Here is a 22,400-nt window from a genome sequence, read left to right as displayed (position 1 = left end):
CCAAAGCGCTCCTGCCCCACCACTCGGTGCCTCGCCTAGGCTCGGCATGCCCGAACGAAGGCATTGCTCCGTGGGCCCACTGCGCAATACCTGCGTTCGGCCATCGTGGTTAATGGGGCGCGAAAATCTACGTCCACCGCGAGGCGGCCTTATAGCCGACCTGGCTCTTGGTGGGGGTCTCGCTCCCACATTGGATTTTCAGCAGCCACAAAATGCATATACGCCACAGAACATCTGTAGCTCTTTACAGTAGGTCACGATGGCGTCGGTATACCGATGGGCAATTTCCGGCGAAGCCTCTGTGGCAATGTAACGATAGAGCGCAGCTAACTGCTCAAGGGCTTGCGGTGCAAACTCGACGGTATGGGTCATTTACGATTTTACGGTGGCGTTCTGGTGTTCTGCAGCCAATCGAGAGCGCACCTCATCAACGCTTAGCGTGCGCGAGGGGTCAGCTTTCAAGGCATCGTAAGCTGGGGCTACTTGACCTACGAGCCAGTTTTCCAAAGCACGATCACGAGCCAGCAGCGCCCGAGGGCCATCACGAATGACTTCACTTTCAGTGGCGTACTCGCCAGCAGCCACCTTGGCTTTCACTACGTCAGCCATCTGGTTAGGCAGCGTGATGCTGAACTGTTGAGTGCTACGCATGATGAGCCTCCTGAATAAGATAGGATTTAATCCTGCTCTGCTCAAAAGAATATGCACATGATCTCCTGTCATCCTCGATGACTTTACAGGCGGATTAGGGGTGAGCTTGCTCGCGATGCCGGTGGTTCAGTTGATGAAGATGTTGAATGTATTGGCCTCTTCGCGAGCAAGCCCGCTCCCACATTGGGCCCAGCGGTGTATATGAATTTTGTGGGTGCTGAAGATCCAGTGTGGGAGCTTGCTCGCGAAGGCAGTGTCATAGTCGATGAAGATGTCGAATGTGCTGTCGTCATCGCGAGCAAGCTTTGCTCCCACAGATCTGAAGGGTGTACGACCGGGAGAGTCAGGTCGGCTGTCAGGCCGCCTCGTGGTGGACGTTGATCTCGGGCGCCCCGTTAACCACGATGGCCGAACGCAGGCATTGTGGAGTGGGCATCCCGGCATGGATGCCGGGATAGCCGCGCTGGACCATGGATGGCCCTTCGCGGCGGGCCCACGGAGCAATGCCGGAGTGAGGGCACACCGAGCCTAGGCGAGGTGCAAAGTGGTGGGGCAGGAGCGTTTTGGTTACTTTTGCGCTCTTCAAAAGTGACCCGCCGTAAGGGCGGAACCCTAAGTAGCCGTTACCAAAGAAATGGATATACACACAGATCCTGATAGCGCTGTGTCAGTCGCCATCCATGCTGCTGACCCAGCGCTATCGCGAGCAAGCTCGCTCCCACAGGGGATCATCTCCCGCCGGGAGGGCTTTATTGGTCTTCGAGGCCGCGTTGTTCGATGACGCCGAACACGTCGGTGACATCCTGGACCAGGATCCGAGCAACATTGGTGAGGGTGTTGAAGTCGCTGGCGGCCGAATCGCGCAACGTGGCGCAGGCCATGAGGGTCAGGTAATCGAGGGTAGCGTGCAGGCGTTCGCTGGCGCAGGCATGGAGTTCGGTCAGTGGGGCGGTGCGGTCGATGAACAGGATGGGTTGGGTGGTGGCGATCGGGGTGAGTGGAGTGAAGCGGCTGAGCAATTGTTCGGCTTTCATGACAAACCTCTAACTCAAGAAAAGTATTTGCCACCGTTTGCTGCGAAACAAATTGGGTGGCAGCCATGTGCGGGTTCGCAGACCGAGGAGTTAGAGAAACCCGGCAGACCCGAAGATCTCCCACACACAGCCGCCATAAAAAGCCGAACGTAGGCAGGATTCGCCTATGTCGATTTTTGACGGTCGTGATTCTAACTCACCAGGGCTGCGAAACCCTTGCCCACTGACCAACGCCAGCAGACCCACCGAACTATAAAGGAGATTTTCGAAGCCAAAATCGACCTGTAGGACGCACCGGGCCCTTGTGGCGAGGGAGCTTGCTCCCGCTCGGGGGCGCAGCCGCCGTAAAACCGGGGCATGCGGTGGGTCTGGCGGAAAGGGGGCTGCTTCGCAGCCCAGCGGGGATAAATCCCCTCGCCACAAGAGGGGATTTCCTACGAGATTTTCGGAAGTGAAATTTCAGGTGTTGTGATCGATATCCAGCACACTGAACGTCACTTTTCCGCCCTCGCTGGTATAGCCGGTGTTGTCCTGCACGTAGACCCCGGCCTTGAAGTACAACGGCTTGACCCGCCAAGTAGAGCTGATGGTGGTGTACCAGCTACGACCCGCTGCAGTAATGCCCAGGTCGCCGGTACGATCAAGGTGGAGCCGGTAACTGAAGGCTTGATTAAGTTTTACACCGGTGGCGACGGTGATGACCCGGCCTTCGTCGTCATTGGGGCGCATGCGCACTTTGGCGACGATGTCCCCGGTGCTGGTGGCATCCTTGTATTGGTATTCCAGCTTCACCATGGGTTTGCTGCTGTCCTTGGCATGGATCTGACCAATCACGATCTTGCCACTGCTGGGCACCTGGTTGACGACCAGTTTCGCACGCAATTGGTTGTCGGCATCGGGGTACAGCCAGTTGCGCAGGGTGCCGTCTTTGTAGGTCTCACGCAATTCGCTGCGGGGGTAGATCGCATTTTCAGTCTTGCTGCCGGTAACCGGTGACCAGAAGTACACCGTGCTGCCTTCAGAATTGAAATATTTATCCCTGAACCCATCCACCAGCCGAGGTGTTTCGATGGTCTTCGGCGGGCTGCCCTCGGGAATGCTCAGGTTCCAGGTTGCAAGATCGACCATGTTCGGATCCTTTCTGAGAAGAAGAAATGATTTACGCCACAGCCGGAGGCTCTAAGACGCGGTTTTGCTGAGGCCAGGAGGGGGCGCGGGCGAGCAATTGGCACGGTCGTCCGGCGGAGGGTTGGCGTCAGCAGTCCGTCAGAGTAGGGATTGTCGATTTTGTGCCGCAGATAATTGACCGTTAGTCGGGAGTGTCAAAATTTCTTTGAACGATGGCTTTTTGACGTTGCCCTTCGATGTTGCTCGCAAAGGCGCGAGTCGGCTACGAGCAGGCAGCGATCCATGCTGCTGCGCGAGGGGGAAGGCTTAGAGGTTGTGATCGATGTCCAGCAGGCTGAACGTCACTTTTCCACCTTCGGTGGCGTAGCCGGTATTGTCCTGCACGTAGACTCCGGCCTTGAAATACAGCGGCTTGGTGCTCCAGGTGCTGCTGACGGTGCTGCTCCATTGGTATCCGGCACCGTTGATGGTCAGCAGACCTGCGCGGTTGAGGTGGATCAGGTAAGAAAACGGCTGGTTGAGTTTGATGCCCGTGGCGATGGTGATCACCTGACCCGTTGCGTCGTCGGGGCGCATGCGCACCTTGGCGACGATGTTGCCGGTGGAACTGTAGGTCTTGTACTGGTATTCCAGCTTCACCATGGGGCTGGTGCTGTCCTTGGCGTGGATCTGGCCAATCACCAGCTTGCCGGTGCTGGGCACTTGGCCGACGGTCAAGGTGGCGGCCAGCTTGTTATCCGCCGCGGGGTAAAGCCAATTACGCAACGTACCGTCGCCGTTGGTTTCGCGCAGTTCGCTGCGTGGGTAAATGGCGTTGGCCGTCGTGGCGCCTGTCACGGGAGCCCAGAAAAACACGGTGCCGGTTTCAGAGTTGAAATATTGGTTCTTGAAGCCTTGAACCAATTGTGAGGTTTGAATGGTTGCCGGTGGGGCGCCTTCGGGAATGCTCAAGTTCCAAGTTGCGAGATCGATCATGTCCAAGTCCTGCGTGTCGAGATGTAAAGGTGTACGCCGTAGCGGGAGGCTTTAAACCGCCCTTTTGAAGCGTTTCGGAACGCTGGACTGGGCTTTTTTTGTTGACCGTTCGGCGGATGTTTGACGTCAATTGTTCGTCGATGGTGTCATTGCAGTTTCTGTGCCTGAGCAGGGTGACCGTTAGTCGGCTATTTCGGGCTTTGTCTGGATGATGGCGTGATGACACCTACTGCTTTTCAAAATCCCGGTCTAGAGTGAGGGGACAGTATTTGTCCGCTTTGCTACGTAAAAACGGACGTGGCGCCCGATAAGAGAAGCAGCATGGAATGCGCGCAACCAACGCCCGGCGAAGGCAGCTCTGTCCTTTTGATTGTTGATGATTACCCTGAAAACCTGCTCAGCATGCGGGCCTTGTTGCAGCGCCAGGATTGGCAGGTCATGACGGCGTCCTCGGGGGTCGAGGCGCTTAATCTGCTGCTCGAACACGACATCGACCTGGTTCTGCTGGATGTGCAGATGCCCGACATGGACGGTTTCGAAGTGGCGCGCCTGATGCGCGGCAGCCAGCGCACGCGGCTCACGCCGATCATTTTCCTGACCGCCAACGAGCAATCCCAGGACGCGGTCATCAAGGGCTACGCCAGTGGCGCCGTGGATTACCTGTTCAAGCCCTTCGATCCGCAAATCCTCAAGCCCAAGGTCCAGGCGTTGCTCGAGCACCAGCGCAATCGCCGGGCCTTGCAGCGCCTGAGCCAGGATCTCGAAGCGGCCAGGGCCTTCAATGCCTCGGTGCTGGACAACGCCGCCGAAGGCATCCTGGTGGTGGATGAGAACGGCTGTATCCGCTTCGCCAACCCGTCCACCTGCCGCTTGCTCAATGCCACCGCCGAGCAGTTGCAGGACATGCCATTCCTGGATTTCCTGCAGAAACCGCACATCCCCGAGTGGGTCGATTCCGATATCCACAATGCCTATCGGCGGGGTGAAACCTGGCGATTGCATGACGCGGTGCTGCGCACGGCGCCCGGCCAGCAGGTGTCGGTGGCCTTGTCCTGTGCGCCGCTGCCCTCGGAACAGAAGGCGATGGTGGTGACACTCCAAGACATGTCCGTGGTTCGCCACTTGCACCAGCAGCTCGAATACCAGGCCGTCACGGACCCGCTGACCGGCTTGCTCAACCGCCGGGGCTTCTACCAGACTGCGGAAAACCTGTTGATGCGCAGCGAGCGGCTGGAAAGCAACTGGGTGCTGCTGTACCTGGACCTCGACGGCTTCAAGCGGGTCAATGACTCGCTGGGGCACGACGCCGGGGACCGGGTCTTGCGCTGGGTGTCGGAGCAGTTGAAGGCGTGTCTGCGCCCCTTTGACATCCTGGCGCGACTGGGCGGTGACGAGTTCACGGCTCTACTGGACTTGGAGTTTCCCGAGCAGGCGGCCAAGATCGCGGAGAAACTCATCGAGCGCGTCGCGATCTGCCAGCAGATCGAAGGCATGGACGTGGCGCTTGGCGCCAGCATCGGCATCGCGACGTACCCGGACTGTGGCGCCAACCTCGATGGCTTGCTACGGGCGTCCGATATCGCCATGTACGAAGCCAAGCGTGCCGGTCGCCAGCAATACCGTTTTTACGACCACGAAATGAACGGTCGAGCCCGTTCACGGCTGATGCTGGAAGAGAGCGTGCGCTCGGCCATCGAGAACCGCGATTTCAATATGGTCTACCAGCCCCAGGTAAGCATCGTCGACGGGCGGATCCGCGGGTTCGAGGCGCTGTTGCGCTGGCAGCACCCGAGCGTCGGCGACGTGCCACCGGGCCTGTTCCTGCCGTTGCTGGAAGAGGCGCGATTGATCAGCCGGCTGGGCAGCTGGATTTATCATCGCAGCGCGGCCCAGCGCAAAGTCTGGGAGCGGTTGTTCGCTGACGACCTGGTGTTGGGGGTAAGCCTGAGCAGCACTCAATTCGGCATGCCGAACCTGGTGACCGAGTTGCGCCAGGTCCTGGAGCGCCACGCCTTGAAGCCGCGACAGTTGGAGGTCGAGGTGACCGAGGATGCGCTGATGCGCAATCCCGATGAAACCCAAAAGCAATTGCGCCTGCTGCGCCAGCTCGGGGTGCGCGTGGCATTGGATGACTTCGGTTCGGGGCCTTGTTCGCTGACGCATCTGCGCGATCTTGAACTCGATACCCTCAAGCTCGATCGGCACTTGATCGCCCGCTTGCCGGGGTCGCCCCGAGATGCCGCGTTGGCCGCATCGGTCATCGACCTGTGTACGCAGTTGGGCTTGCGGGTGATCGCCGAAGGGGTGGAAACCCGCGAGCAGTATCAGTGGCTACAGACCCATGGCTGTGAGTTCGTGCAGGGGTTCCTGGTGGCGCGACCGTTGATGGCCGAAGACACCAATGCCTTCGCCAAGCCCTTCGACTGGAGCGCGGTGCTGGCCTGAATTCGCTACACTGGCGGCCTCTTGTGACTGTGCTGCCCTTTGATGACCGCGCTCAAATACCTCCAGGCCTACCCCGCCGCCCTGCAAGCCCAAGTTCAGCAATTGATCGCCCAGGACCGCCTGGGCGATTACCTGCAGCAGCGCTACCCGGGTCGGCATCCGATCCAGAGCGACAAGGCCCTGTACGGTTATGCGCTGGACCTCAAGCAGCAATACCTGCGTAACGCGCCGGCCATCGACAAGGTGTTGTTCGACAGTCGCCTGGACCTGACCCACCGCGCCCTCGGCCTGCACACCGCGGTGTCGCGGGTGCAGGGCGGCAAGCTCAAGGCCAAGAAGGAAATCCGCATCGCGGCGCTGTTCAAGGACGCGGCGCCCGAGTTCCTGAAGATGATCGTGGTGCACGAGTTGGCGCACTTCAAGGAGTCGGACCACAACAAGGCCTTCTACCAGCTCTGCGAACACATGCTGCCGGGCTATCACCAACTGGAATTCGACCTGCGGGTGTACCTGACCTGGCGGGACCTGCAACCTCACAAGGACTGACTGAATGGACGTGAGCAAGACCAAGACCAGTTTCTACCGTCGCCTGTACGTGGCTTACCTGATCGACAGCGGCCTGGCCAGCAACGTCCCTGCGCTCACCGAAGCCACCGGCATGCCCCGGCGCACGGCCCAGGACACCATCGCCGCGCTGGCTGACCTGGATATCACATGTGAGTTCGAGCAAGAGGACGGCGCGCGCAACCATGCCGGGCGCTATCGGATTCGCGATTGGGGGGCGATCGATCGGGGGTGGATCGAGGGGAATTTGCAGCGGATCAAGGCGGTGCTTGAGTATCCCTGACCTGTTGGTGTCTGGGCTGGCCCCATCGCGAGCAAGCTCGCTCCCACAGTCGATCGTTGTTCACCGCAGGCCCCTGTGGGAGCGAGCTTGCTCGCGATGGCGACCTCAGGGCCGATGCATGCCAATGTGCGGAATCCCATCCTCCATGTATTCCACCCCCACCACTTCAAACCCGTACCGCCCGTAGTACCCCTGCAGATGCGCCTGGGCCGACAATGAGATCGACGTGCCAGGCCAATGTTTCTCGGCCTGCTTGAGCGCTTGTTCCATCAGCGTGTGGCCCAACCCCTGGCCGCGTGCCTGAGGGGCGATGACCACGCGCCCGATCACCACGTCACTGTTTTGCGAGTGCGGGTCGAGCAAGCGCAGGTAGGCCACCAGGTGGTTGTCGTGCCAGGCCATCAGGTGACAGGTGTCGCCCTCCAGGTCCAGCCCGTCAACGTCCGGGTAGGCGCAGTTCTGCTCGACGACGAATACCTCTGCGCGCAATTTGAGGATGGCATACAGCTGTTCCTTGCTCAGGTCGCTGTGATGTTTGCAGACCCACTCGATATCCATTTTTTGAATTTCCTGAAGAACCTGATGCCGATAGTAAGCGTGCTTGGCCCGGAAGTCTCTTGCTCTCGCGACCGGAAAATCTGTGACAAAGGCCAAAATGCCATCATTCCTTTGTCGCGGTGCTGTCGTCTTTGTGTAATCTTCGTGACAGCCCTGCGCAGCGGTTCCAATGAGCTAATGTTAGGACCGGGTGTCTGAGGACGCCTGTTGAGTTTCGGCTAAAAACAAACCGGGCTTTGAACCCGTCAAGGACGTTTGGCATGCCGCGATTGCATCGAGCTCTTGCATTGATCGGGTTGCTGTTGCTGAGCTACGAGGCTTGCGCACAGAAGTTGCGCCTGGTCGCCGATGCCTGGCCGCCCTTTACCGATTCCACCTTGATCAATGGCGGCCTGGCGACCGATATCGTCAGCACCGCCCTGGCGCGGGCCGGCTATGCCACGGACTTCGAACAGGTGCCCTGGGCCCGGGCGATGCTGGGTATCGGCGAGGGCCGCTATGACGTGCTGGTCAACGCCTGGTACAGCGAGGAACGGACCCATATAGGCCGGTTCTCGGCCGAATACCTGCTCAACCGCGTGCGTTTCATCAAGCGCAAGGACGAGGCGATCCAATTTGATAGCCTGCAACAGCTGCGTGCTTATCCCATCGCCGTCGTGCGCGGTTATGCCTATGCCAAGGACTTCGATGAAGACCCGAAAATGCAGAAAGTCCCGGTGCATAACTTCGCCATGGCGGTGCGCATGCTGGCTGCCGACCGTGTGAAGCTGACCCTGGAAGACGAGTTCGTCGCTCGCTATTACCTGGCTCGGGAATCGCCCAAGGTGCGCAGCGCCGTGGAGTTCCTGCCCAAGCCCTTGAGTGAAAACAGCCTGCATATCCTGGTCAGCCTGAAGAACCCGGAGCATGAGCAGATTGTGGCCGGGTTTGATCGGGAGATTGCGGCGATGAAGGCGGATGGCAGTTATGCGCGGTTATTGAAGGCGCATGGGATGTAGGGGGCCTGGACTGGCCCTATCGCGAGCAAGCTCGCTCCCACAGGGGCCTGCTGTGACACAAAGTCTGCGTACACCAACAATCCACTGTGGGAGCGAGCTTGCTCGCGATGAGGCCCATCCAAACACCACAGTCCTCAAGCCTCGCTGGTGTCCTTGATCAGATGCGCCGCCAAGGTCCGCAATGGCCCTAGCTGCCGACAGATCAACCCCAGTTGCGTCTGTACCAAACGCTGCCCCTCGTCGATCTCATCCGGCATCTGCTCAAGCTCGCTGGCCAGGGCTTCCTCTTCGTCGCTCTGGATTGCAATCGGTTGTTTGCTCGCCAGGCCCCGGGCGATTTCGTCGATGCTCGCGGCCAGTTTCACCCCGGCACCGTCGATCAATTGTTCGCGTATTTCCGCCGGCAGTTCGGTGCCCCGGTGGGCGCCCAGGCCTGAGAGGTAACTGAGCAAGGTGTGGGACAGCACCAGGAAGCGGAACCCCACATCGGCTTCTTTGCGGAAATGTCCCGGCTCCATCAGCATGTTCGCCAGTGTGGTGGACAGCGCGGCATCGGCGTTGTGGGCGTTGCGTCGGGCCAGGCGGTAGGCCAGGTCGTCGCTTTTACCGGCTGCGTATTGCTGCATGATCTGGCGCAGGTAAATGCTGTTGCAGGTCAGCGTGTTGGCCAGCACTTTGTTCAGTCGCCGACCTTGCCAGTCGGGCAGGAACAGGAAGACCGCCAGCCCGGCGATCAGGCTGCCGAGCAAGGTATCGAACAGCCGCGGCAGCAGCAGCCCATAGCCGTCGCCCACCTGGTTGAAGCAGAACAGCACCATGATGGTGATCGCCGCCGTCGCCAGGGTGTAGCGAGTGGTGCGGTTGGTAAAGAACACTACCCCGGCGGCAATGGCAAAGCACGATTGCACCAGCGGATTGGGGAACAGGTCGAACAGCGCCCAGGCCACTGTCAGGCCAATGGCGGTGCCGATGATCCGCTGGCCGAGCTTGCGCCGGGTGGCACCGTAGTTGGGTTGGCAGACGAACAGCGTGGTGAGGATGATCCAATAGCCCTGGGACGGGTGAATCATGTGCACCACGGCGTAGCCCACGCTCAGGGCCAGGGGCAAGCGCAAGGCATGCCGGAACAGCAGCGAGGTGGGTGTGAGCTGGGTGCGCAAACGCAGCCAGACGTCCTTGAGGTTGCGCGGCGAGCGGTCCAGCAGGCTGCTGTCGGTGGCGTCGGCCAGGGCGTCGGGGTTGCTCGCGTCGCTGAGCAGGCGGTCCATGGTGCCCAGGTTCACCGACAGGGCGCGCAACGAACGCAGCAAGCCGCGCCAGGCGGGGTTGCTCTGGATGCGCAGGTGTTCGAGGGACGCGTGCAGGTCGTCGAGGGCCTCGGCGAAGGTGTGGTCGTAGACGAACGGCTGACGCAGCTGGATCGACTCGGCCAACGCCTGGCAGGCCTTGCCTTGCTGGCGCAACAGGCGCTGGCAGCGGAACAGCACGTCGCTGTGGAAAAATGCCTCGGCCAGGGCGTTGTAGGGGTAGTGAGACGAGCTGGCGCGTTCGTGGATGTCCTGGGCCAGGAAGTACAGCTTCAGGTAGCGGCTGACTTTCGACCCGGGTCGGCCATTGCCGACGCGGTGCAGGATGATTTCCTTCGCGCTGTTGAGCGCGGCGACCACCCGGCCGTTTTGCTGGGCCAGTTCCAGGCGACGGGCTTCGACGTCCAGTTGGCGGATCGGCTCCAGGAGCGACGATTTGAGCTTGAGGTAGCGCCCCAATTCGCGAAACAGCCGCGCCAGGCTTTGTTGCACAGGTTGGTTGGAAAACAATGCTTGCCACACCACCGACAGCAAGCCGTACCACGCGGCACCGGCGACCAGTAGCAGGGGTTCATGCCAGAAGTCGTTGACCGCGCCGCCGCGCTGGTCCACGCCGATCATGGTGTAGACCGAAAGAATCAGCGTGCCCGAGGCGATTGCGCCATAGCGCTCACCCAGGGCGCCAAGCATGGTCAGGCCAAAGGCGGCCAGGGCCAGGGCGATGATAAACAGGACGGGGTAGGGGAACAGCAATTCCACCGACAGCGCCGCGACGGTGAAACACACCAGGGTCACGGCCAGCGCGTTGAGACGGCCTTGCCAACTGTCATCGGTCTCGGCCAGGGCGCTGGCGATGATGCCCAGGAACAAGGGGATCAGCAGTGCCATTTCATCCAGGTACCAGCACAGCCCCATGCTGCCGGTCAGGGCGATGAAGACCCGCACGCTATAACTGAACTTATCCAACGCCCAAAGGCGACGCAAAGACTGGCTAAACGAGTTCGCTGACATGAAGTGCACGGGCCTGACGGGCAATGACGCTAAATTGAGGCAGTAATGACGCTGACGCAATGGCGGCGATCACATCTGACAGCAAAAAGTGTTCCTTCACGTGTGAATGCGATTCAGAAAACACCATAGCCCACTGTGGGAGCGAGCTTGCTCGCGATAGCGGTGCTTCAGTCAACATCAATGTGACAGAACCGCCGCTATCGCGAGCAAGCTCGCTCCCACAGGATTATTGTCCACACTCGAATTGTGTTGGCTCAGACGTATTGCGCCGCTGCATAGCCCGACGCCCAGGCCCATTGGAAGTTGAACCCGCCCAGGTGCCCGGTGACGTCCAGCACTTCGCCGATGAAATACAGGCCAGGGCTTTTCAACGATTCCATGGTCTTGGACGAGACTTCCCGGGTGTCGACGCCACCGAGGGTGACTTCGGCGGTGCGGTAGCCTTCGGTGCCGGCGGGGACGACGTTCCAGCTCGCCAGCTTCTCGGCGATGTCCGCCAGCTCCGCGTGGGTGTACTGCTTCATGGGTTTGGAGACGAACCAGGTGTCGGCCAGCAGGTTGGCCATCTTCTTGGTGAACAACTCGCCCAGCAGAGTCTTGAGTTCGCTGTTGGGGCGTTCGGCCTGTTGCTGCTGCAGCCATTGCGGCACGTCGTGGTCAGGCAACAGGTTGATCTGCACCGTGTCCCCCGATTCCCAGAACGAGGAAATCTGCAGGATCGCCGGACCGCTCAGGCCGCGATGGGTGAACAGGATGTTCTCGCGAAAACTCTGGTCGTTGCAGCTCACCAGGCAATCGACCGAGGTGCCCGACAGCTCGGTGCACAGGGCCTTGAGCTGATCGGTGATGGTGAACGGCACCAGCCCGGCGCGGGTCGGCAGCAGCGCATGGCCAAACTGTTTCGCCACCTGATAACCGAAGCCGGTCGCCCCCAGGGTCGGGATCGACAGCCCGCCGGTGGCGATCACCAGGGACTGGCAGACGGTGGCGCCGAGGGTGGTTTGCAGCAGGTAGCCGCCGTCGGTTTTTTCGATCTGCGTGATCGACGTGTCCAGGTGCAGGCTGACGCCGGCCTGGTCGCATTCATCCAACAGCAGGCCGAGGATGTCGCTGGACTTGTTATCGCAGAACAACTGGCCGAGCTTTTTCTCGTGATAGGGCACGCCGTGCTTGGCCACCAGCGCAATGAAATCCCACTGGGTATAGCGGGCCAGGGCCGATTTGCAGAAGTGCGGGTTCTGCGAGAGGAAATTGCTCGGTTCGGTGTACATGTTGGTGAAATTGCAACGCCCACCGCCGGACATGAGGATTTTCTTGCCGGCCTTGTTGGCGTGGTCCAGCAGCATCACCTGCCGCCCGCGCGCGGCCGCGGTCAGCGCACACATCAACCCTGCGGCGCCAGCGCCAATGATCACGACTTCGGTAGAGCGCAAAACGGTGTCCTCTCAGCTTTCTCACAGACTGAATGTGGGAGCGAGCTTGCTCGCGATGGCGTCAGTTCTGTCACGTCAATGTTGACTGAACCACCGCTATCGCGAGCAAGCTCGCTCCCACAGTTTGATCTTTGTCGGGTGGGTGATCGGTTACAGGATCCGCACCCGCAACGAGCGGCCCTTGATCTTGCCATCGTTCAGGCGTTGCAGGGCCTGTTTGGCGATGCCGCGTTCCACGGCCACGTAGGCCTGGAAATCGAAGATCGCGATCTTGCCGACCTGGGCGCCGGGGATGCCGGCTTCGCCGGTCAGGGCGCCGAGGATGTCGCCGGGGCGCACCTTGTCCTTGCGCCCGGCGCCGATGCACAGGGTGCTCATGGCCGGTAGCAGCGGGCCGCCGCCCTGGGACTTGAGGTTGTCCAGTTGGTCCCAGCTCAGTGGCGACTTCTGCAGTTGCTCGATGGCCTGGGCGCGGTGGGCTTCGGACGGCGCCACCAGGCTGATGGCGATGCCTTTCTCACCAGCGCGACCGGTGCGGCCGACGCGGTGGATGTGGATTTCCGAGTCCCGGGCCAGTTCGACGTTGATCACCATGTCCAGGGCGTCGATGTCCAGGCCACGGGCCGCCACGTCGGTGGCCACCAGCACCGAGGTGCTGCGGTTGGCGAACATCGCCAGTACCTGATCGCGGTCGCGCTGTTCCAGGTCGCCGTGCAGGCCGACGGCCGAGATGCCTTTGGACGTCAGGTGATCGACGGTTTCCTGGACCTGCTGCTTGGTGAAGCAGAACGCCACGCAGGAGGCCGGGCGGAAATGCGCCAGCACCTTGACCACCGCGTCCATGCGCTCCTCGGGGGAGATCTCGTAGAAGCGCTGCTCGATCTGTGCGTCGGAGTGAAACGCCTCGGCTTTCACTTGCTGGGGGTTGCGCATGAACTTGGACGACAGTTGCTTGATCCCCACCGGGTAGGTGGCGGAGAACAGCAGCGTCTGGCGGCGTTCCGGGGTCTGCTGGATGATGTCTTCGATGGCGTCGTAGAAGCCCATGTCGAGCATGCGGTCGGCTTCGTCGAGGATCAGCGTGTTGAGGCCGTCGAGCACCAGCGAACCCTTGCGCAGGTGCTGCTGGATGCGCCCCGGCGTGCCGACGATGATGTGGGCGCCGTGTTCGAGGGAAGCGATCTGCGGGCCGAAGGACACGCCGCCGCACAGGGTCAGGACCTTGATGTTGTCTTCGGCGCGGGCCAGGCGACGGATTTCCTTGGCGACCTGGTCGGCCAGCTCGCGGGTCGGGCACATCACCAGTGCCTGGCAGCCGAAGAAGCGCGGGTTGATCGGGTTCAGCAGACCAATGCCGAAGGCGGCGGTTTTGCCGCTGCCGGTCTTGGCCTGGGCGATCAGGTCCATGCCCTTGAGGATCACCGGCAAGCTTTGCGCCTGGATCGGCGTCATTTGGGCATAACCGAGTGATTCGAGGTTAGCCAGCATGGCGGCGGACAGCGGCAAAGTATTAAAAGCGGTGGCAATGGTGGTCACGGGACTGGCCTGCAAAACAAAATGTCGCGCAGTGTAGCAGCCTCGTGCCACTTTCTTCGAAAGTTCTGGACGAGCTGTGGGGGCAGGGCCTGCCCTGGGGGGGCGGGCAATTCCAGAAACGTTGGGAGCTCTGGAGCTGTGGGAGCAAAGCTTGCTCGCGATGCAGGCGGCGCATTTCCACCAGGAAAACCGAGTCGCCTGTATCGCGGGCAAGCCTTGCTCCCACAAAAATCTCCACACCACGAAGCGACCTAGTGCTCGATATGCTCATCCGGCCGCTTGACCCGCCGCCCATCCTGCTTCGACAACTGGGAAAAAATCGTCGCCGCCAGCATCGCCATGACTCCCACCGTCACGAACGTCAGTTGGAACGCCCCGAGCACCGTCTCCACCCCGTCGTTGCCCACCTGGGCCGTGAAGCCGCCGAGCAGGGCGCCGGCGCAGGCCACACCGAGGCTCAGGGACAGTTGCGCGACCACCGACAACAGGCTGTTGCCGCTGCTGGCGCTGGCGTCGTCCAGGTCGATCAGGGTCACGGTGTTCATCGCGGTGAATTGCAGCGAGTTGATCGCCCCCAGCACTGCCAGTTGCGCCAGCAGCAGCCAGTACGGCGTCTGTTCGCTGACCAGGCCCATGCTCGCCAGCATCAGGCCCAGGGCCAGGGTGTTGCCGGTCAACACGGTGCGGTAGCCAAAGCGCTCGATCAATGGCCGGGCCACGGACTTGGCGACCATGGCCGCCGCCGCCAGGGGCAGCATGCTCATGCCGGCCTGGGAGGGCGAGTAACCCAGGGCCACTTGCAGCAGCAACGGCACCAGAAACGGCAGGGCGCCGCTGCCCAGGCGGGCGAACAGGTTACCGAGGATGCCCACGGCGAAGGTCCGGGTCTTGAACAGCGACGGTGCGAACAGCGGGTTCTCGATATGCCCGGCTCGCAGCCAATAAGCCGCCAGGCAGGCCATGCCGCCGAACAGCAGCAACATCACCCGTAAGTGTGGCAGGTGCAGTTCACCGAGGCCTTCCATGGCAATGGTGATCAACACCATTGCCGCGCCGAACAGCAAAAAGCCCAGGCCATCGAACCGCGTGCGCTCGCTGCCGCGCAGGTCGGGGATGAACTTCCATACCGCATAACAGCCAATCACGCCCACCGGCAGATTGATCAGGAAGATCCAGTGCCAGGTCAGGTACTCCACCATCCAGCCGCCCATGGTCGGGCCGATCAGCGGGCCGAGCAGGCCGGGAATGGTGATGAAGCCCATGATCCGCACCAGTTCCGAACGCGGGTAGGCCCGCAGTACCACCAGCCTGCCGACCGGTATCATCAGCGCACCGCCCAGGCCCTGGATCACCCGCGCACCGATCAGCATGCCCAACGAATGGGACAAGGCGCACAGCAGCGAGCCGAAGCTGAACAGCAGGATCGCCCCAAAGAAAATCTTCTTGGTGCCGAAGCGGTCGGCGATCCAGCCCGAGGCCGGGATCAGCAGCGCCACGGTGAGCATGTAGGCAATGATCACGCCCTGCATGCGCAGCGGGTTTTCCGCCAGGTCACTGGCCATGGCGGGCAGGGCGGTGTTGAGGATGGTCCCGTCAAGGGACTGCATGAAGAAGGCAATCGCCACCACCCATGGAAGCCAGCGGGCGGTGACGGCGTCGAGCGGGGCGCGGTTGGGCATGGGACCTCTTGTATGACACGTTGATCAAGTGCGAACGCCGTTGTGGCGAGGGGATTTATCCCCGCTGGGCTGCGAAGCAGCCCCAGAGCGATTACCTCGCTGAGTCAGGCTGAACTCAGTCATCCTTTGGGGTTGCTTCGCAACCCAACGGGGATAAATCCCCTCGCCACAAGTAATCTCCTTCACAGGCTTGCGTTAGGGCTACAGGGTCAAGGTCAACCGCTTGACCAGCGCCCCCGGCAGCAACATCGAGGCCGTGGCCCGCCGGCTGTAGGTGCTGCCCGAGAGCAGAAGTTCCCGCTCCCGGGTCAGGCCTTCGAGTTGCGAGCCGAGCAGGCTGTAGACGCTGTCGTCGAAACGCATGGTACTGACCGGCGCGACGATCTGGCCATTTTCGACCCAGAACGTGGCGAAGCGGGTCATGCCGGTCAGGCGCGCCGCCGGTTGGTCCGAGTAGTTCAGGTACCAGAGGTTGCTGATGTACAGCCCGGTGCCCAGTGCTTCGAGGATGTATTTCTGCTCCAGCTGCCCGCCCTGCATGTCCAGCGCCGTGGGGTATTCGTAGCTGCTGGCGCCATTGGCCGCGAGGCCGTATTCGGCGGCGCTGCGGGAGTTGATCAATTGCGCATTGGCCGTGCCTTTGGCGATCAGCCCCAGGTCATCGCGGGGATAACCTTCGTCGGAAAAGGCCGGGCTCAAGGAACCGCTGACCTGCTCGCTCAGCCACACGTTGGGGCTGAAGTGGGCTTCGCCGGCGTAGAACTTCTGCAACGGGCTCTGTTTGCTGGCAATGGCCTGGGCTGAAAACCCGCCCCAACTGAGCATGTCGATGATCTCTTCCAGAGCGGCCGGCGCCAGATAGGCGCGGTATTCGCCGGGTGGCAACGTGCGCAGCGGGCGGCCGAGAAATTCCAGTTGCTCGCGGGCCTGTTCGAAGCGCTGGGCAAACCCGTCACTGCTCCATTCATGCCCGGCGTAGCGGGCTTTCACCGCTTGGCCATTCTCATGGAACAGGCTGAAATCGAAGTTGAAGCTGTTGGCCTGATGCCAGCCGAACGCGCCCGAAGAACTGGCGAAACCTCGGCTGATGGGCCCGGCAGCGTAGAAGCCCACCAGGTCGAGGCCTTCGGCGGCGCGGGTGATTTCCGCCACGGCCTGTTCGGTGTCCGGCAGCGGATGGTCCTGCACGTTGTGGCTCTGCCAGTGTTCGGGGTTGAGTAGCAGGTAAGGATCGGCGGGCAGCAGCGGCAAGGTTTCGCGCAACTGCTGCAGGCCTTCGGCCAGGCGTTGCAGGTCGGTCTCGGGGTCGCCGGACAAGGTGATCTGCAGATCGGCGTGGCGGCCGTCGTCGATCAGTTTGAAAGTGACGTTGGCCTGTTGCACCTGTCCGGCCTGGCGGACCTTGCCGTGGTTGAAACGCACGAAGGCCGAGGACTCGGCGGCGTAGCCGAGGGTGAACTGTTCAGACTCACGAAGGGCATCGCGCAGCCAGTCGACCAACACCTTGAACGCCCCGGCCTGATTATTGACAGTGCTCATCAGGCATCTCCCCCAAACACATCAACGTTGCTGAACACACAAGCCGGCGAGGCATGGCCGACGCGGATGACCTGGTTCGGTTCGCCCTTGCCGCAGTTCGGCGTGCCCAAAACCTGGAGGGTACTGGCATCGCCCACGGCGCGCAGACTCTTCCAGAACTGCGCGGAAATGCCCCGGTAGTTGGGGTTCTTCACCACGCCCTTGAGCTCGCCGTTCTCGATCAATTGGCCCCACTCGCAGCCGAACTGGAATTTGTTGCGGGCGTCATCGATGGACCAGGAGCGGTTGGTGCGCATCAGCACACCGTGCTCGATGCCCTGGATCAGTTGTTCCAGGGACTGGTCACCGGGTTCGATGTTCAGGTTCGCCATGCGGTCGATGGGCGGGCGGTTCCAGCCGCAGGCGCGGCTGTTGGCGACACCGTCAAGGCCTGCGCGGAACTGCGACAGCGCCCCGCCCAGTGGACGCAGCAACAGACCTTCGCGAATCAGGAACTGTTTGCTGGCGGCGCTGCCGTCGTCGTCATGGCTGTAGCTCGCCAGCTCTTCGGGAATGTCCGGGTCGAAGGTCACGTTCAACAGGCTGGAGCCATATTGCAGGTGGCCGAAATCGTTGGCCTTGACGAAGCTGGTGCCGGCGTAATTGCGCTCGTCCCCGAGGATGCGGTCCAGTTCCAGCGGATGGCCGATGGACTCATGGATCTGCAGCATCATCTGGTCGGGCATCAGTAGCAGGTCGCGGGGGCCTTGTGGGGTGTTCGGCGCCATCAGCAACTGCAAGGCCTGGTCGGCGATTTTTTTCCCGGCACCGATCAGGCCGCAACGGCTGATCACGTCGAAGCCGCCTTGCTGGCCGAAATTTTCCCGACCCAGGGTGCGGGTCTGGCTGTCGTTACCGTCGAAGGCGGTGACTTCCAGGGCCGGGTAGATGAAGCGTTGGGCCTGGCGCAGTTCAGCGCCGGCACTGTTGAGGTAGATCTGCTCGACCTGGGTCAGGCCAATGCTGGCCTGCCAGTTCACCAGGCGCTCGTCCTGGGGCACCGCGGCCGATTCGTCGCCGAGCAATTGGTAGCAATCGCTCAGGGGTGGGAAGGCCTGGTCGAAATGCGGCGAGAAGTAATCGGCGCGGTCGCTGGACACGGCTTGTTCGCGCAGGTCGAGCAGGGCATGGGGCTTGAGCAGGCGCGCGTGTTGCTCGGCGCGTTCCAGTGCCGCTTGCAGGCCGGCCTGGGACAGGTCGTTGGTGGCGGCATACGCTTCGACCCCGTTGACCCGCGCGGTGAGCATCGCACCTTCGTCACGGTTCAGGCTGGGCGGTTCGGCGACGTTTTTGCGCACCGACAAATGCTGGCCGGATTCGCGCACGTAACGCAGGGAAAAGAATTCAGCGCCCGTGCGCAAGGCAGCAAAACGCTCCTTGAGCCGGGGGTAAAAGTCGAACATGAAACCTCCTTGTCTGAGTGGCGATGCAGCGAGGTGCGGCGTGTCGACGCGGTGGCTCTAGAGTAGGCCTGGGGCGGGGGAGGGATCAAGGTGGGAAGGAATCAAGGCGTGTCAGGTTGGACGCCATCGCGAGCAAGCTCGCTCCCGCAGTGGAGCTTTGGTGGGCACAAAGTTTGTGTCCACCACCAATCCCTTGTGGGAGCGGGCTTGCTCGCGATGGCGGTGTGGCAGTCAGCGAAGAAGTTGGATGTGCAGGCCTCATCGCGAGCAAGCTCGCTCCCACATTGGATCTTTGGTGGGCACAAAGTTTGTGTCCACCACCAATCCCCTGTGGGAGCGAGCTTCCTCGCGATGGCGGTGTGGCGCCTTACTGGGCTGTAGGCCCCACTTCACGCAACGGCTTGCCGCGCACTGGCGCGTCGCCGGCCACGTAGTACGGTGCGGTGCTTCGTGGCAGGGGCTTGCGGCCGCGGATCTTGTCGGCGATTTTCTCGGCGATCATGATCGTCGGCGCGTTCAGGTTGCCGGTGGTGATGATCGGCATGATCGAGGCATCCACCACGCGCAGCCCTTGCATGCCATGCACGCGGCCTTCGCCGTCTACCACGGCCATGTCGTCGGTGCCCATCTTGCACGAGCAGGACGGGTGGAACGCGGTTTCGGCGTGCTCGCGGATGAACTGGTCCAACTGCTCGTCCGTTTGCACGTCGATGCCTGGGCTGATCTCACGACCACGGAACGGATCGAGCGCCGGCTGCTGCATGATCTCGCGGGTCAGGCGGATGCCGTCGCGAAATTCCTGCCAGTCCTGCTCGGTGGCCATGTAGTTGAACAGGATGCTCGGGTGCTGGCGCGGGTCCTTGGACTTGGCCTGGATCCGCCCACGGCTCGGCGAACGCATAGAGCCCATGTGCGCCTGGAAACCGTGTTCCTTCACGCCGTTGCTGCCGTTGTAGTTAATCGCCACCGGCAAAAAGTGGTACTGGATGTTCGGCCAATCGAAATCCGGACGGGTACGGATGAAACCGCCGGCCTCGAACTGGTTGCTGGCGCCGATGCCGGTGCCGTTGAACAGCCATTCGGCACCGATGGCCGGCTGGTTGTACCAGAGCAACGACGGGTACAGCGAGACCGGTTGGGTGCAGGCGTATTGCAGGTACAGCTCGAGGTGATCCTGCAGGTTTTCGCCGACGCCCGGCAGGTCGTGGACCACCGGGATGTCGAGGCTTTCCAGCAGCTTGGCCGGGCCGACGCCGGAGCGCTGCAGGATCTGTGGCGAGGCGATGGCGCCGGAACACAGCAGCACTTCCTTGCGCGCCCGGGCTTCGACACGCTCTTCAGCGGCGCCCACTAGATAACGCACGCCGACCGCGCGTTTGCCTTCGAAGATGATCTTGTCGGTCAGGGCGTGAGTGACGATGGTCAGGGTCGAGCGCTTCTTGGCGACGTCCAGGTAACCGCGCGCGGTGCTGGCGCGACGGCCGTTGGGCGTGACAGTCCGGTCCATCGGGCCGAAACCTTCCTGCTGGTAGCCGTTGAGGTCTTCGGTACGCGGGTAACCGGCCTGCACGCCGGCCTCGACCATGGCGTGGAACAACGGGTTGTTGCCCGCCTTGGGCGTGGTCACGCTGACCGGGCCGTCACCGCCGTGGTAGTCGTTCGGGCCGATGTCCCGGGTTTCGGCTTTACGGAAATACGGCAGGCAATCCAGGTAGGTCCAGTCTTCCAGACCTGGCAGCTTGGCCCAGTTGTCATAATCCAGGGCGTTGCCGCGGATGTAGCACATGCCATTGATCAGCGAAGAACCGCCCAGGCCCTTGCCGCGACCGCATTCCATGCGGCGGCCGTTCATGTGCGGCTCCGGATCGGTCTCGTAGGCCCAGTTGTAGCGCCGGCCTTGCAGCGGGAACGCCAGGGCGGCGGGCATTTGCGTGCGAAAGTCCAGGCGATAGTCCGGGCCGCCGGCTTCGAGCAGCAGGACGGTGACGCCTTCGTCTTCGGTCAGGCGAGTGGCCAGGGTGTTACCGGCCGAGCCGGCACCGATGATGATGTAATCGAATTCTTGGGACATGAAATGCACCCTCTTGTTGAATTGGGTTCAGGTCGCGGTCGCCTGTGGCGAGGGGATTTATCCCCGTCCGACTGCGCAGCAGTCGTAAATCAGCGACTGGGTTTGTCTGAAGAATGAGGGGCCTTGAGAGGGGCCGCTACGCAGCCCCACGGGGATAAATCCCCTCGCCACAACAGCGTTCACTCAAGGCCTCATGTCAGATCAGAACACCGACGTGTAATCGCCCAACTCGACCTGTACCGATTTGATGCGTGTGAAGTTGTTCAGCGAGCTGATGCCGTTCTCCCGACCCACGCCCGATTGCTTGTAGCCGCCAACCGGCATTTCAGCCGCCGATTCACCCCAGGCGTTGATCCAGCAGATGCCGGCTTCGAGCTGGTGGATTACGCGGTGGGCGCGGTTCAGGTCGCGGGTCACGACGCCGGCGGCCAGGCCGAAGTCGGTGTCGTTGGCGCGGCGGATCACTTCTTCTTCCGTTTCGTAGGTGAGGATGCTCATCACCGGGCCGAAGATTTCTTCACGCACGATGGTCATCTCATCGGTGCAATCGGTGAACACGGTCGGGGCGACGAACGCGCCCTTGGCGAATTCGCCGTCGGTCAGGCGACTACCACCGCACAACAGGCGCGCGCCTTCGGCTTTGCCTTTCTCGATGTAGCCCAGCACGCTTTCCATGTGGGCGAAGCTCACCAACGGACCGAAATTGGTGTTTTCGTCCTCTGGATTGCCGACGCGGATGCGCGCCACGCGCTCGGCGATCTTGGCTTCGAAGGCGGCCTTGAGGTGACTCGGCACGAACACGCGGGTGCCGTTGGTGCAAACCTGGCCGGAGCTGTAGAAGTTGGCCATCATCGCGGTGTCGGCGGCGCGATCCAGATCGGCGTCGTCGAAAATGATCAGCGGCGACTTGCCGCCCAGCTCCATGGTCACGTCCTTGAGCGAAGAGCTCGAGGCGCTGGCCATGACTTTCTTGCCGGTGTCGGTGCCGCCGGTGAAGGAGATTTTTTCGATGCGCGGGTGCTCGGTCAGCCAGGTGCCGACTTCACGGCCGCTGCCGGTCAATACGTTGAACACACCCGCTGGAACGCCGGCTTCGGTGTAGATCTCGGCCAGTTTCAGGGTGGTCAGCGAGGTGACTTCGCTCGGCTTGAAGATCATCGCGTTACCGGCGGCCAGGGCCGGTGCGGATTTCCACAGGGCGATCTGGATCGGGTAGTTCCACGCGCCGATACCGGCCACCACGCCCAGGGGCTCGCGACGGGTGTAGACGAATGACGTGGTGCGCAACGGAACCTGCTCGCCTTCGATGGCGGGCACCAGGCCGGCATAGTATTCCAGCACGTCGGCGCCGGTGACGATGTCGACGTATTTGGTTTCGGAATAGGCTTTGCCAGTGTCGAGGGTTTCCAGCGCGGCCAGTTCATCGTTGCGCTCGCGCAGGATGTCCACGGCGCGGCGCAGGATGCGCGAACGCTGCATGGCGGTCATGGCGGCCCAGACTTTCTGGCCCTTTTCGGCGCTGACCACGGCGCGCTCCACGTCCTCGAACGTGGCGCGCTGCACCAGGGCGAGTACTTCACCGTTGGCCGGGTTGATGGCTTCGAAAGTGGCGTCGCCGCTGGCATCGCTGTACGCGCCATCGATGTAGAGTTTTTGCAGTTCGAAACGGGCCATAAAGTCCTCGCAAGTGCATGAGTGGTTGGCTGCCCACCGAGCGTGTCGTTTACAGCTGACTACGCGCTGCGG

Annotated in this window: 18 protein-coding genes; 4 read left to right on the top strand and 14 right to left on the bottom strand. The window is 61.7% G+C overall.

All coding sequences use genetic code 11. The annotated features are described in order from the left end of the window. Positions 1–198 precede the first annotated feature (198 nt). The 5 genes from AC3A5O_RS26640 to AC3A5O_RS26620 all read right to left on the bottom strand — a co-directional run bounded on the left by AC3A5O_RS26640 (position 199) and on the right by AC3A5O_RS26620 (position 3,788). Complete coding sequence (locus tag AC3A5O_RS26640; protein WP_305491255.1) at positions 199–372, bottom strand: type II toxin-antitoxin system RelE/ParE family toxin; 174 nt, start codon at positions 370–372, stop codon at positions 199–201. Next, positions 373–651 (bottom strand): ribbon-helix-helix domain-containing protein, encoded by a 279-nt coding sequence (locus tag AC3A5O_RS26635; protein ID WP_305491254.1) that lies wholly within the window; start codon positions 649–651, stop codon positions 373–375. Between the two features lie 749 nt (positions 652–1,400). Beyond that, positions 1,401–1,685, bottom strand: a complete 285-nt coding sequence (locus AC3A5O_RS26630; RefSeq protein ID WP_122566580.1) for a fructose-bisphosphate aldolase — start codon at positions 1,683–1,685, stop codon at positions 1,401–1,403. Positions 1,686–2,144: 459 nt separating this feature from the next. Next, positions 2,145–2,813, bottom strand: coding sequence for a polysaccharide lyase family 7 protein (locus AC3A5O_RS26625; RefSeq protein ID WP_122566581.1), 669 nt, complete (start codon positions 2,811–2,813; stop codon positions 2,145–2,147). A 306-nt stretch (positions 2,814–3,119) separates the two neighbouring features. Further along, positions 3,120–3,788 (bottom strand): polysaccharide lyase family 7 protein, encoded by a 669-nt coding sequence (locus tag AC3A5O_RS26620; RefSeq protein ID WP_122566582.1) that lies wholly within the window; start codon positions 3,786–3,788, stop codon positions 3,120–3,122. 321 nt (positions 3,789–4,109) lie between these two features. Between AC3A5O_RS26620 and AC3A5O_RS26615 the strand changes: the two genes are divergently transcribed. From AC3A5O_RS26615 to AC3A5O_RS26605, 3 genes are read left to right on the top strand one after another with little or no spacing between them, the layout of a single operon-like run. After that, positions 4,110–6,233: a putative bifunctional diguanylate cyclase/phosphodiesterase gene (locus AC3A5O_RS26615; protein WP_487753936.1), complete on the top strand. Its 2,124-nt coding sequence runs from the start codon at positions 4,110–4,112 to the stop codon at positions 6,231–6,233. A gap of 42 nt (positions 6,234–6,275) precedes the next feature. Further along, entirely contained in the window at positions 6,276–6,779 is a 504-nt protein-coding gene (locus tag AC3A5O_RS26610) for a M48 metallopeptidase family protein (RefSeq protein WP_122566584.1), read from the top strand. Between the two features lie 4 nt (positions 6,780–6,783). Then, positions 6,784–7,080 (top strand): winged helix-turn-helix domain-containing protein, encoded by a 297-nt coding sequence (locus AC3A5O_RS26605; RefSeq protein ID WP_122566585.1) that lies wholly within the window; start codon positions 6,784–6,786, stop codon positions 7,078–7,080. A 105-nt stretch (positions 7,081–7,185) separates the two neighbouring features. On the opposite strand, the gene AC3A5O_RS26600 is transcribed toward AC3A5O_RS26605, so the two are convergent. After that, a complete protein-coding gene (locus AC3A5O_RS26600; protein ID WP_122566586.1) occupies positions 7,186–7,638 on the bottom strand; it encodes a GNAT family N-acetyltransferase in 453 nt (150 codons plus the stop codon). A gap of 260 nt (positions 7,639–7,898) precedes the next feature. Between AC3A5O_RS26600 and AC3A5O_RS26595 the strand changes: the two genes are divergently transcribed. Continuing rightward, positions 7,899–8,636, top strand: coding sequence for a substrate-binding periplasmic protein (locus tag AC3A5O_RS26595; protein ID WP_122566587.1), 738 nt, complete (start codon positions 7,899–7,901; stop codon positions 8,634–8,636). A gap of 134 nt (positions 8,637–8,770) precedes the next feature. Here AC3A5O_RS26595 and yccS read toward each other — a convergent pair whose 3' ends face one another. From yccS to betB, 8 genes are all read right to left on the bottom strand, one after another. Continuing rightward, the gene (gene yccS, locus AC3A5O_RS26590) at positions 8,771–10,954 is read right to left on the bottom strand and encodes a YccS family putative transporter (protein WP_122566588.1); all 2,184 of its coding nucleotides are present in this window, start codon (positions 10,952–10,954) and stop codon (positions 8,771–8,773) included. 254 nt (positions 10,955–11,208) lie between these two features. After that, on the bottom strand, positions 11,209–12,387 hold the full coding sequence (locus tag AC3A5O_RS26585; RefSeq protein WP_487753935.1) for a BaiN/RdsA family NAD(P)/FAD-dependent oxidoreductase: 1,179 nt from the start codon (positions 12,385–12,387) through the stop codon (positions 11,209–11,211). Positions 12,388–12,537: 150 nt separating this feature from the next. Then, on the bottom strand, positions 12,538–13,875 hold the full coding sequence (gene dbpA / locus AC3A5O_RS26580) for an ATP-dependent RNA helicase DbpA (RefSeq protein WP_232199893.1): 1,338 nt from the start codon (positions 13,873–13,875) through the stop codon (positions 12,538–12,540). A gap of 299 nt (positions 13,876–14,174) precedes the next feature. Continuing rightward, positions 14,175–15,602, bottom strand: a complete 1,428-nt coding sequence (gene mdtD, locus AC3A5O_RS26575) for a multidrug transporter subunit MdtD (protein WP_122566591.1) — start codon at positions 15,600–15,602, stop codon at positions 14,175–14,177. 201 nt (positions 15,603–15,803) lie between these two features. Continuing rightward, positions 15,804–17,141, bottom strand: a complete 1,338-nt coding sequence (locus AC3A5O_RS26570) for a TldD/PmbA family protein (RefSeq protein ID WP_305468732.1) — start codon at positions 17,139–17,141, stop codon at positions 15,804–15,806. Then, positions 17,141–18,583: a TldD/PmbA family protein gene (locus AC3A5O_RS26565; protein WP_122566593.1), complete on the bottom strand. Its 1,443-nt coding sequence runs from the start codon at positions 18,581–18,583 to the stop codon at positions 17,141–17,143. The genes AC3A5O_RS26570 and AC3A5O_RS26565 overlap by 1 nt, the downstream gene beginning before the upstream one ends. Before the next feature lie 367 nt (positions 18,584–18,950). Beyond that, positions 18,951–20,654, bottom strand: a complete 1,704-nt coding sequence (betA, locus tag AC3A5O_RS26560) for a choline dehydrogenase (protein ID WP_305468730.1) — start codon at positions 20,652–20,654, stop codon at positions 18,951–18,953. Between the two features lie 201 nt (positions 20,655–20,855). Beyond that, positions 20,856–22,328: a betaine-aldehyde dehydrogenase gene (gene betB, locus AC3A5O_RS26555; RefSeq protein ID WP_305468729.1), complete on the bottom strand. Its 1,473-nt coding sequence runs from the start codon at positions 22,326–22,328 to the stop codon at positions 20,856–20,858. Between the last annotated feature and the right edge of the window lie 72 nt (positions 22,329–22,400).

The organism is Pseudomonas sp. Soil_N_39, assembly GCF_057655955.1.
Note: the sequence above shows the minus strand (reverse complement) of the source record. Positions and strands in the feature narration are given on the sequence as shown.

What these genes read in the sequence shown, in the direction of transcription:
- AC3A5O_RS26640 (WP_305491255.1), bottom strand. Translation starts at nt 372, where the DNA reads ATGACCCATACCGTCGAGTTTGCACCGCAAGCCCTTGAGCAGTTAGCT.
- AC3A5O_RS26635 (WP_305491254.1), bottom strand. Translation starts at nt 651, where the DNA reads ATGCGTAGCACTCAACAGTTCAGCATCACGCTGCCTAACCAGATGGCT.
- AC3A5O_RS26630 (WP_122566580.1), bottom strand. Translation starts at nt 1,685, where the DNA reads ATGAAAGCCGAACAATTGCTCAGCCGCTTCACTCCACTCACCCCGATC.
- AC3A5O_RS26625 (WP_122566581.1), bottom strand. Translation starts at nt 2,813, where the DNA reads ATGGTCGATCTTGCAACCTGGAACCTGAGCATTCCCGAGGGCAGCCCG.
- AC3A5O_RS26620 (WP_122566582.1), bottom strand. Translation starts at nt 3,788, where the DNA reads ATGATCGATCTCGCAACTTGGAACTTGAGCATTCCCGAAGGCGCCCCA.
- AC3A5O_RS26615 (WP_487753936.1), top strand. Translation starts at nt 4,110, where the DNA reads ATGGAATGCGCGCAACCAACGCCCGGCGAAGGCAGCTCTGTCCTTTTG.
- AC3A5O_RS26610 (WP_122566584.1), top strand. Translation starts at nt 6,276, where the DNA reads ATGACCGCGCTCAAATACCTCCAGGCCTACCCCGCCGCCCTGCAAGCC.
- AC3A5O_RS26605 (WP_122566585.1), top strand. Translation starts at nt 6,784, where the DNA reads ATGGACGTGAGCAAGACCAAGACCAGTTTCTACCGTCGCCTGTACGTG.
- AC3A5O_RS26600 (WP_122566586.1), bottom strand. Translation starts at nt 7,638, where the DNA reads ATGGATATCGAGTGGGTCTGCAAACATCACAGCGACCTGAGCAAGGAA.
- AC3A5O_RS26595 (WP_122566587.1), top strand. Translation starts at nt 7,899, where the DNA reads ATGCCGCGATTGCATCGAGCTCTTGCATTGATCGGGTTGCTGTTGCTG.
- yccS (WP_122566588.1), bottom strand. Translation starts at nt 10,954, where the DNA reads ATGTCAGCGAACTCGTTTAGCCAGTCTTTGCGTCGCCTTTGGGCGTTG.
- dbpA (WP_232199893.1), bottom strand. Translation starts at nt 13,875, where the DNA reads ATGCTGGCTAACCTCGAATCACTCGGTTATGCCCAAATGACGCCGATC.
- mdtD (WP_122566591.1), bottom strand. Translation starts at nt 15,602, where the DNA reads ATGCCCAACCGCGCCCCGCTCGACGCCGTCACCGCCCGCTGGCTTCCA.
- AC3A5O_RS26570 (WP_305468732.1), bottom strand. Translation starts at nt 17,141, where the DNA reads ATGAGCACTGTCAATAATCAGGCCGGGGCGTTCAAGGTGTTGGTCGAC.
- AC3A5O_RS26565 (WP_122566593.1), bottom strand. Translation starts at nt 18,583, where the DNA reads ATGTTCGACTTTTACCCCCGGCTCAAGGAGCGTTTTGCTGCCTTGCGC.
- betA (WP_305468730.1), bottom strand. Translation starts at nt 20,654, where the DNA reads ATGTCCCAAGAATTCGATTACATCATCATCGGTGCCGGCTCGGCCGGT.
- betB (WP_305468729.1), bottom strand. Translation starts at nt 22,328, where the DNA reads ATGGCCCGTTTCGAACTGCAAAAACTCTACATCGATGGCGCGTACAGC.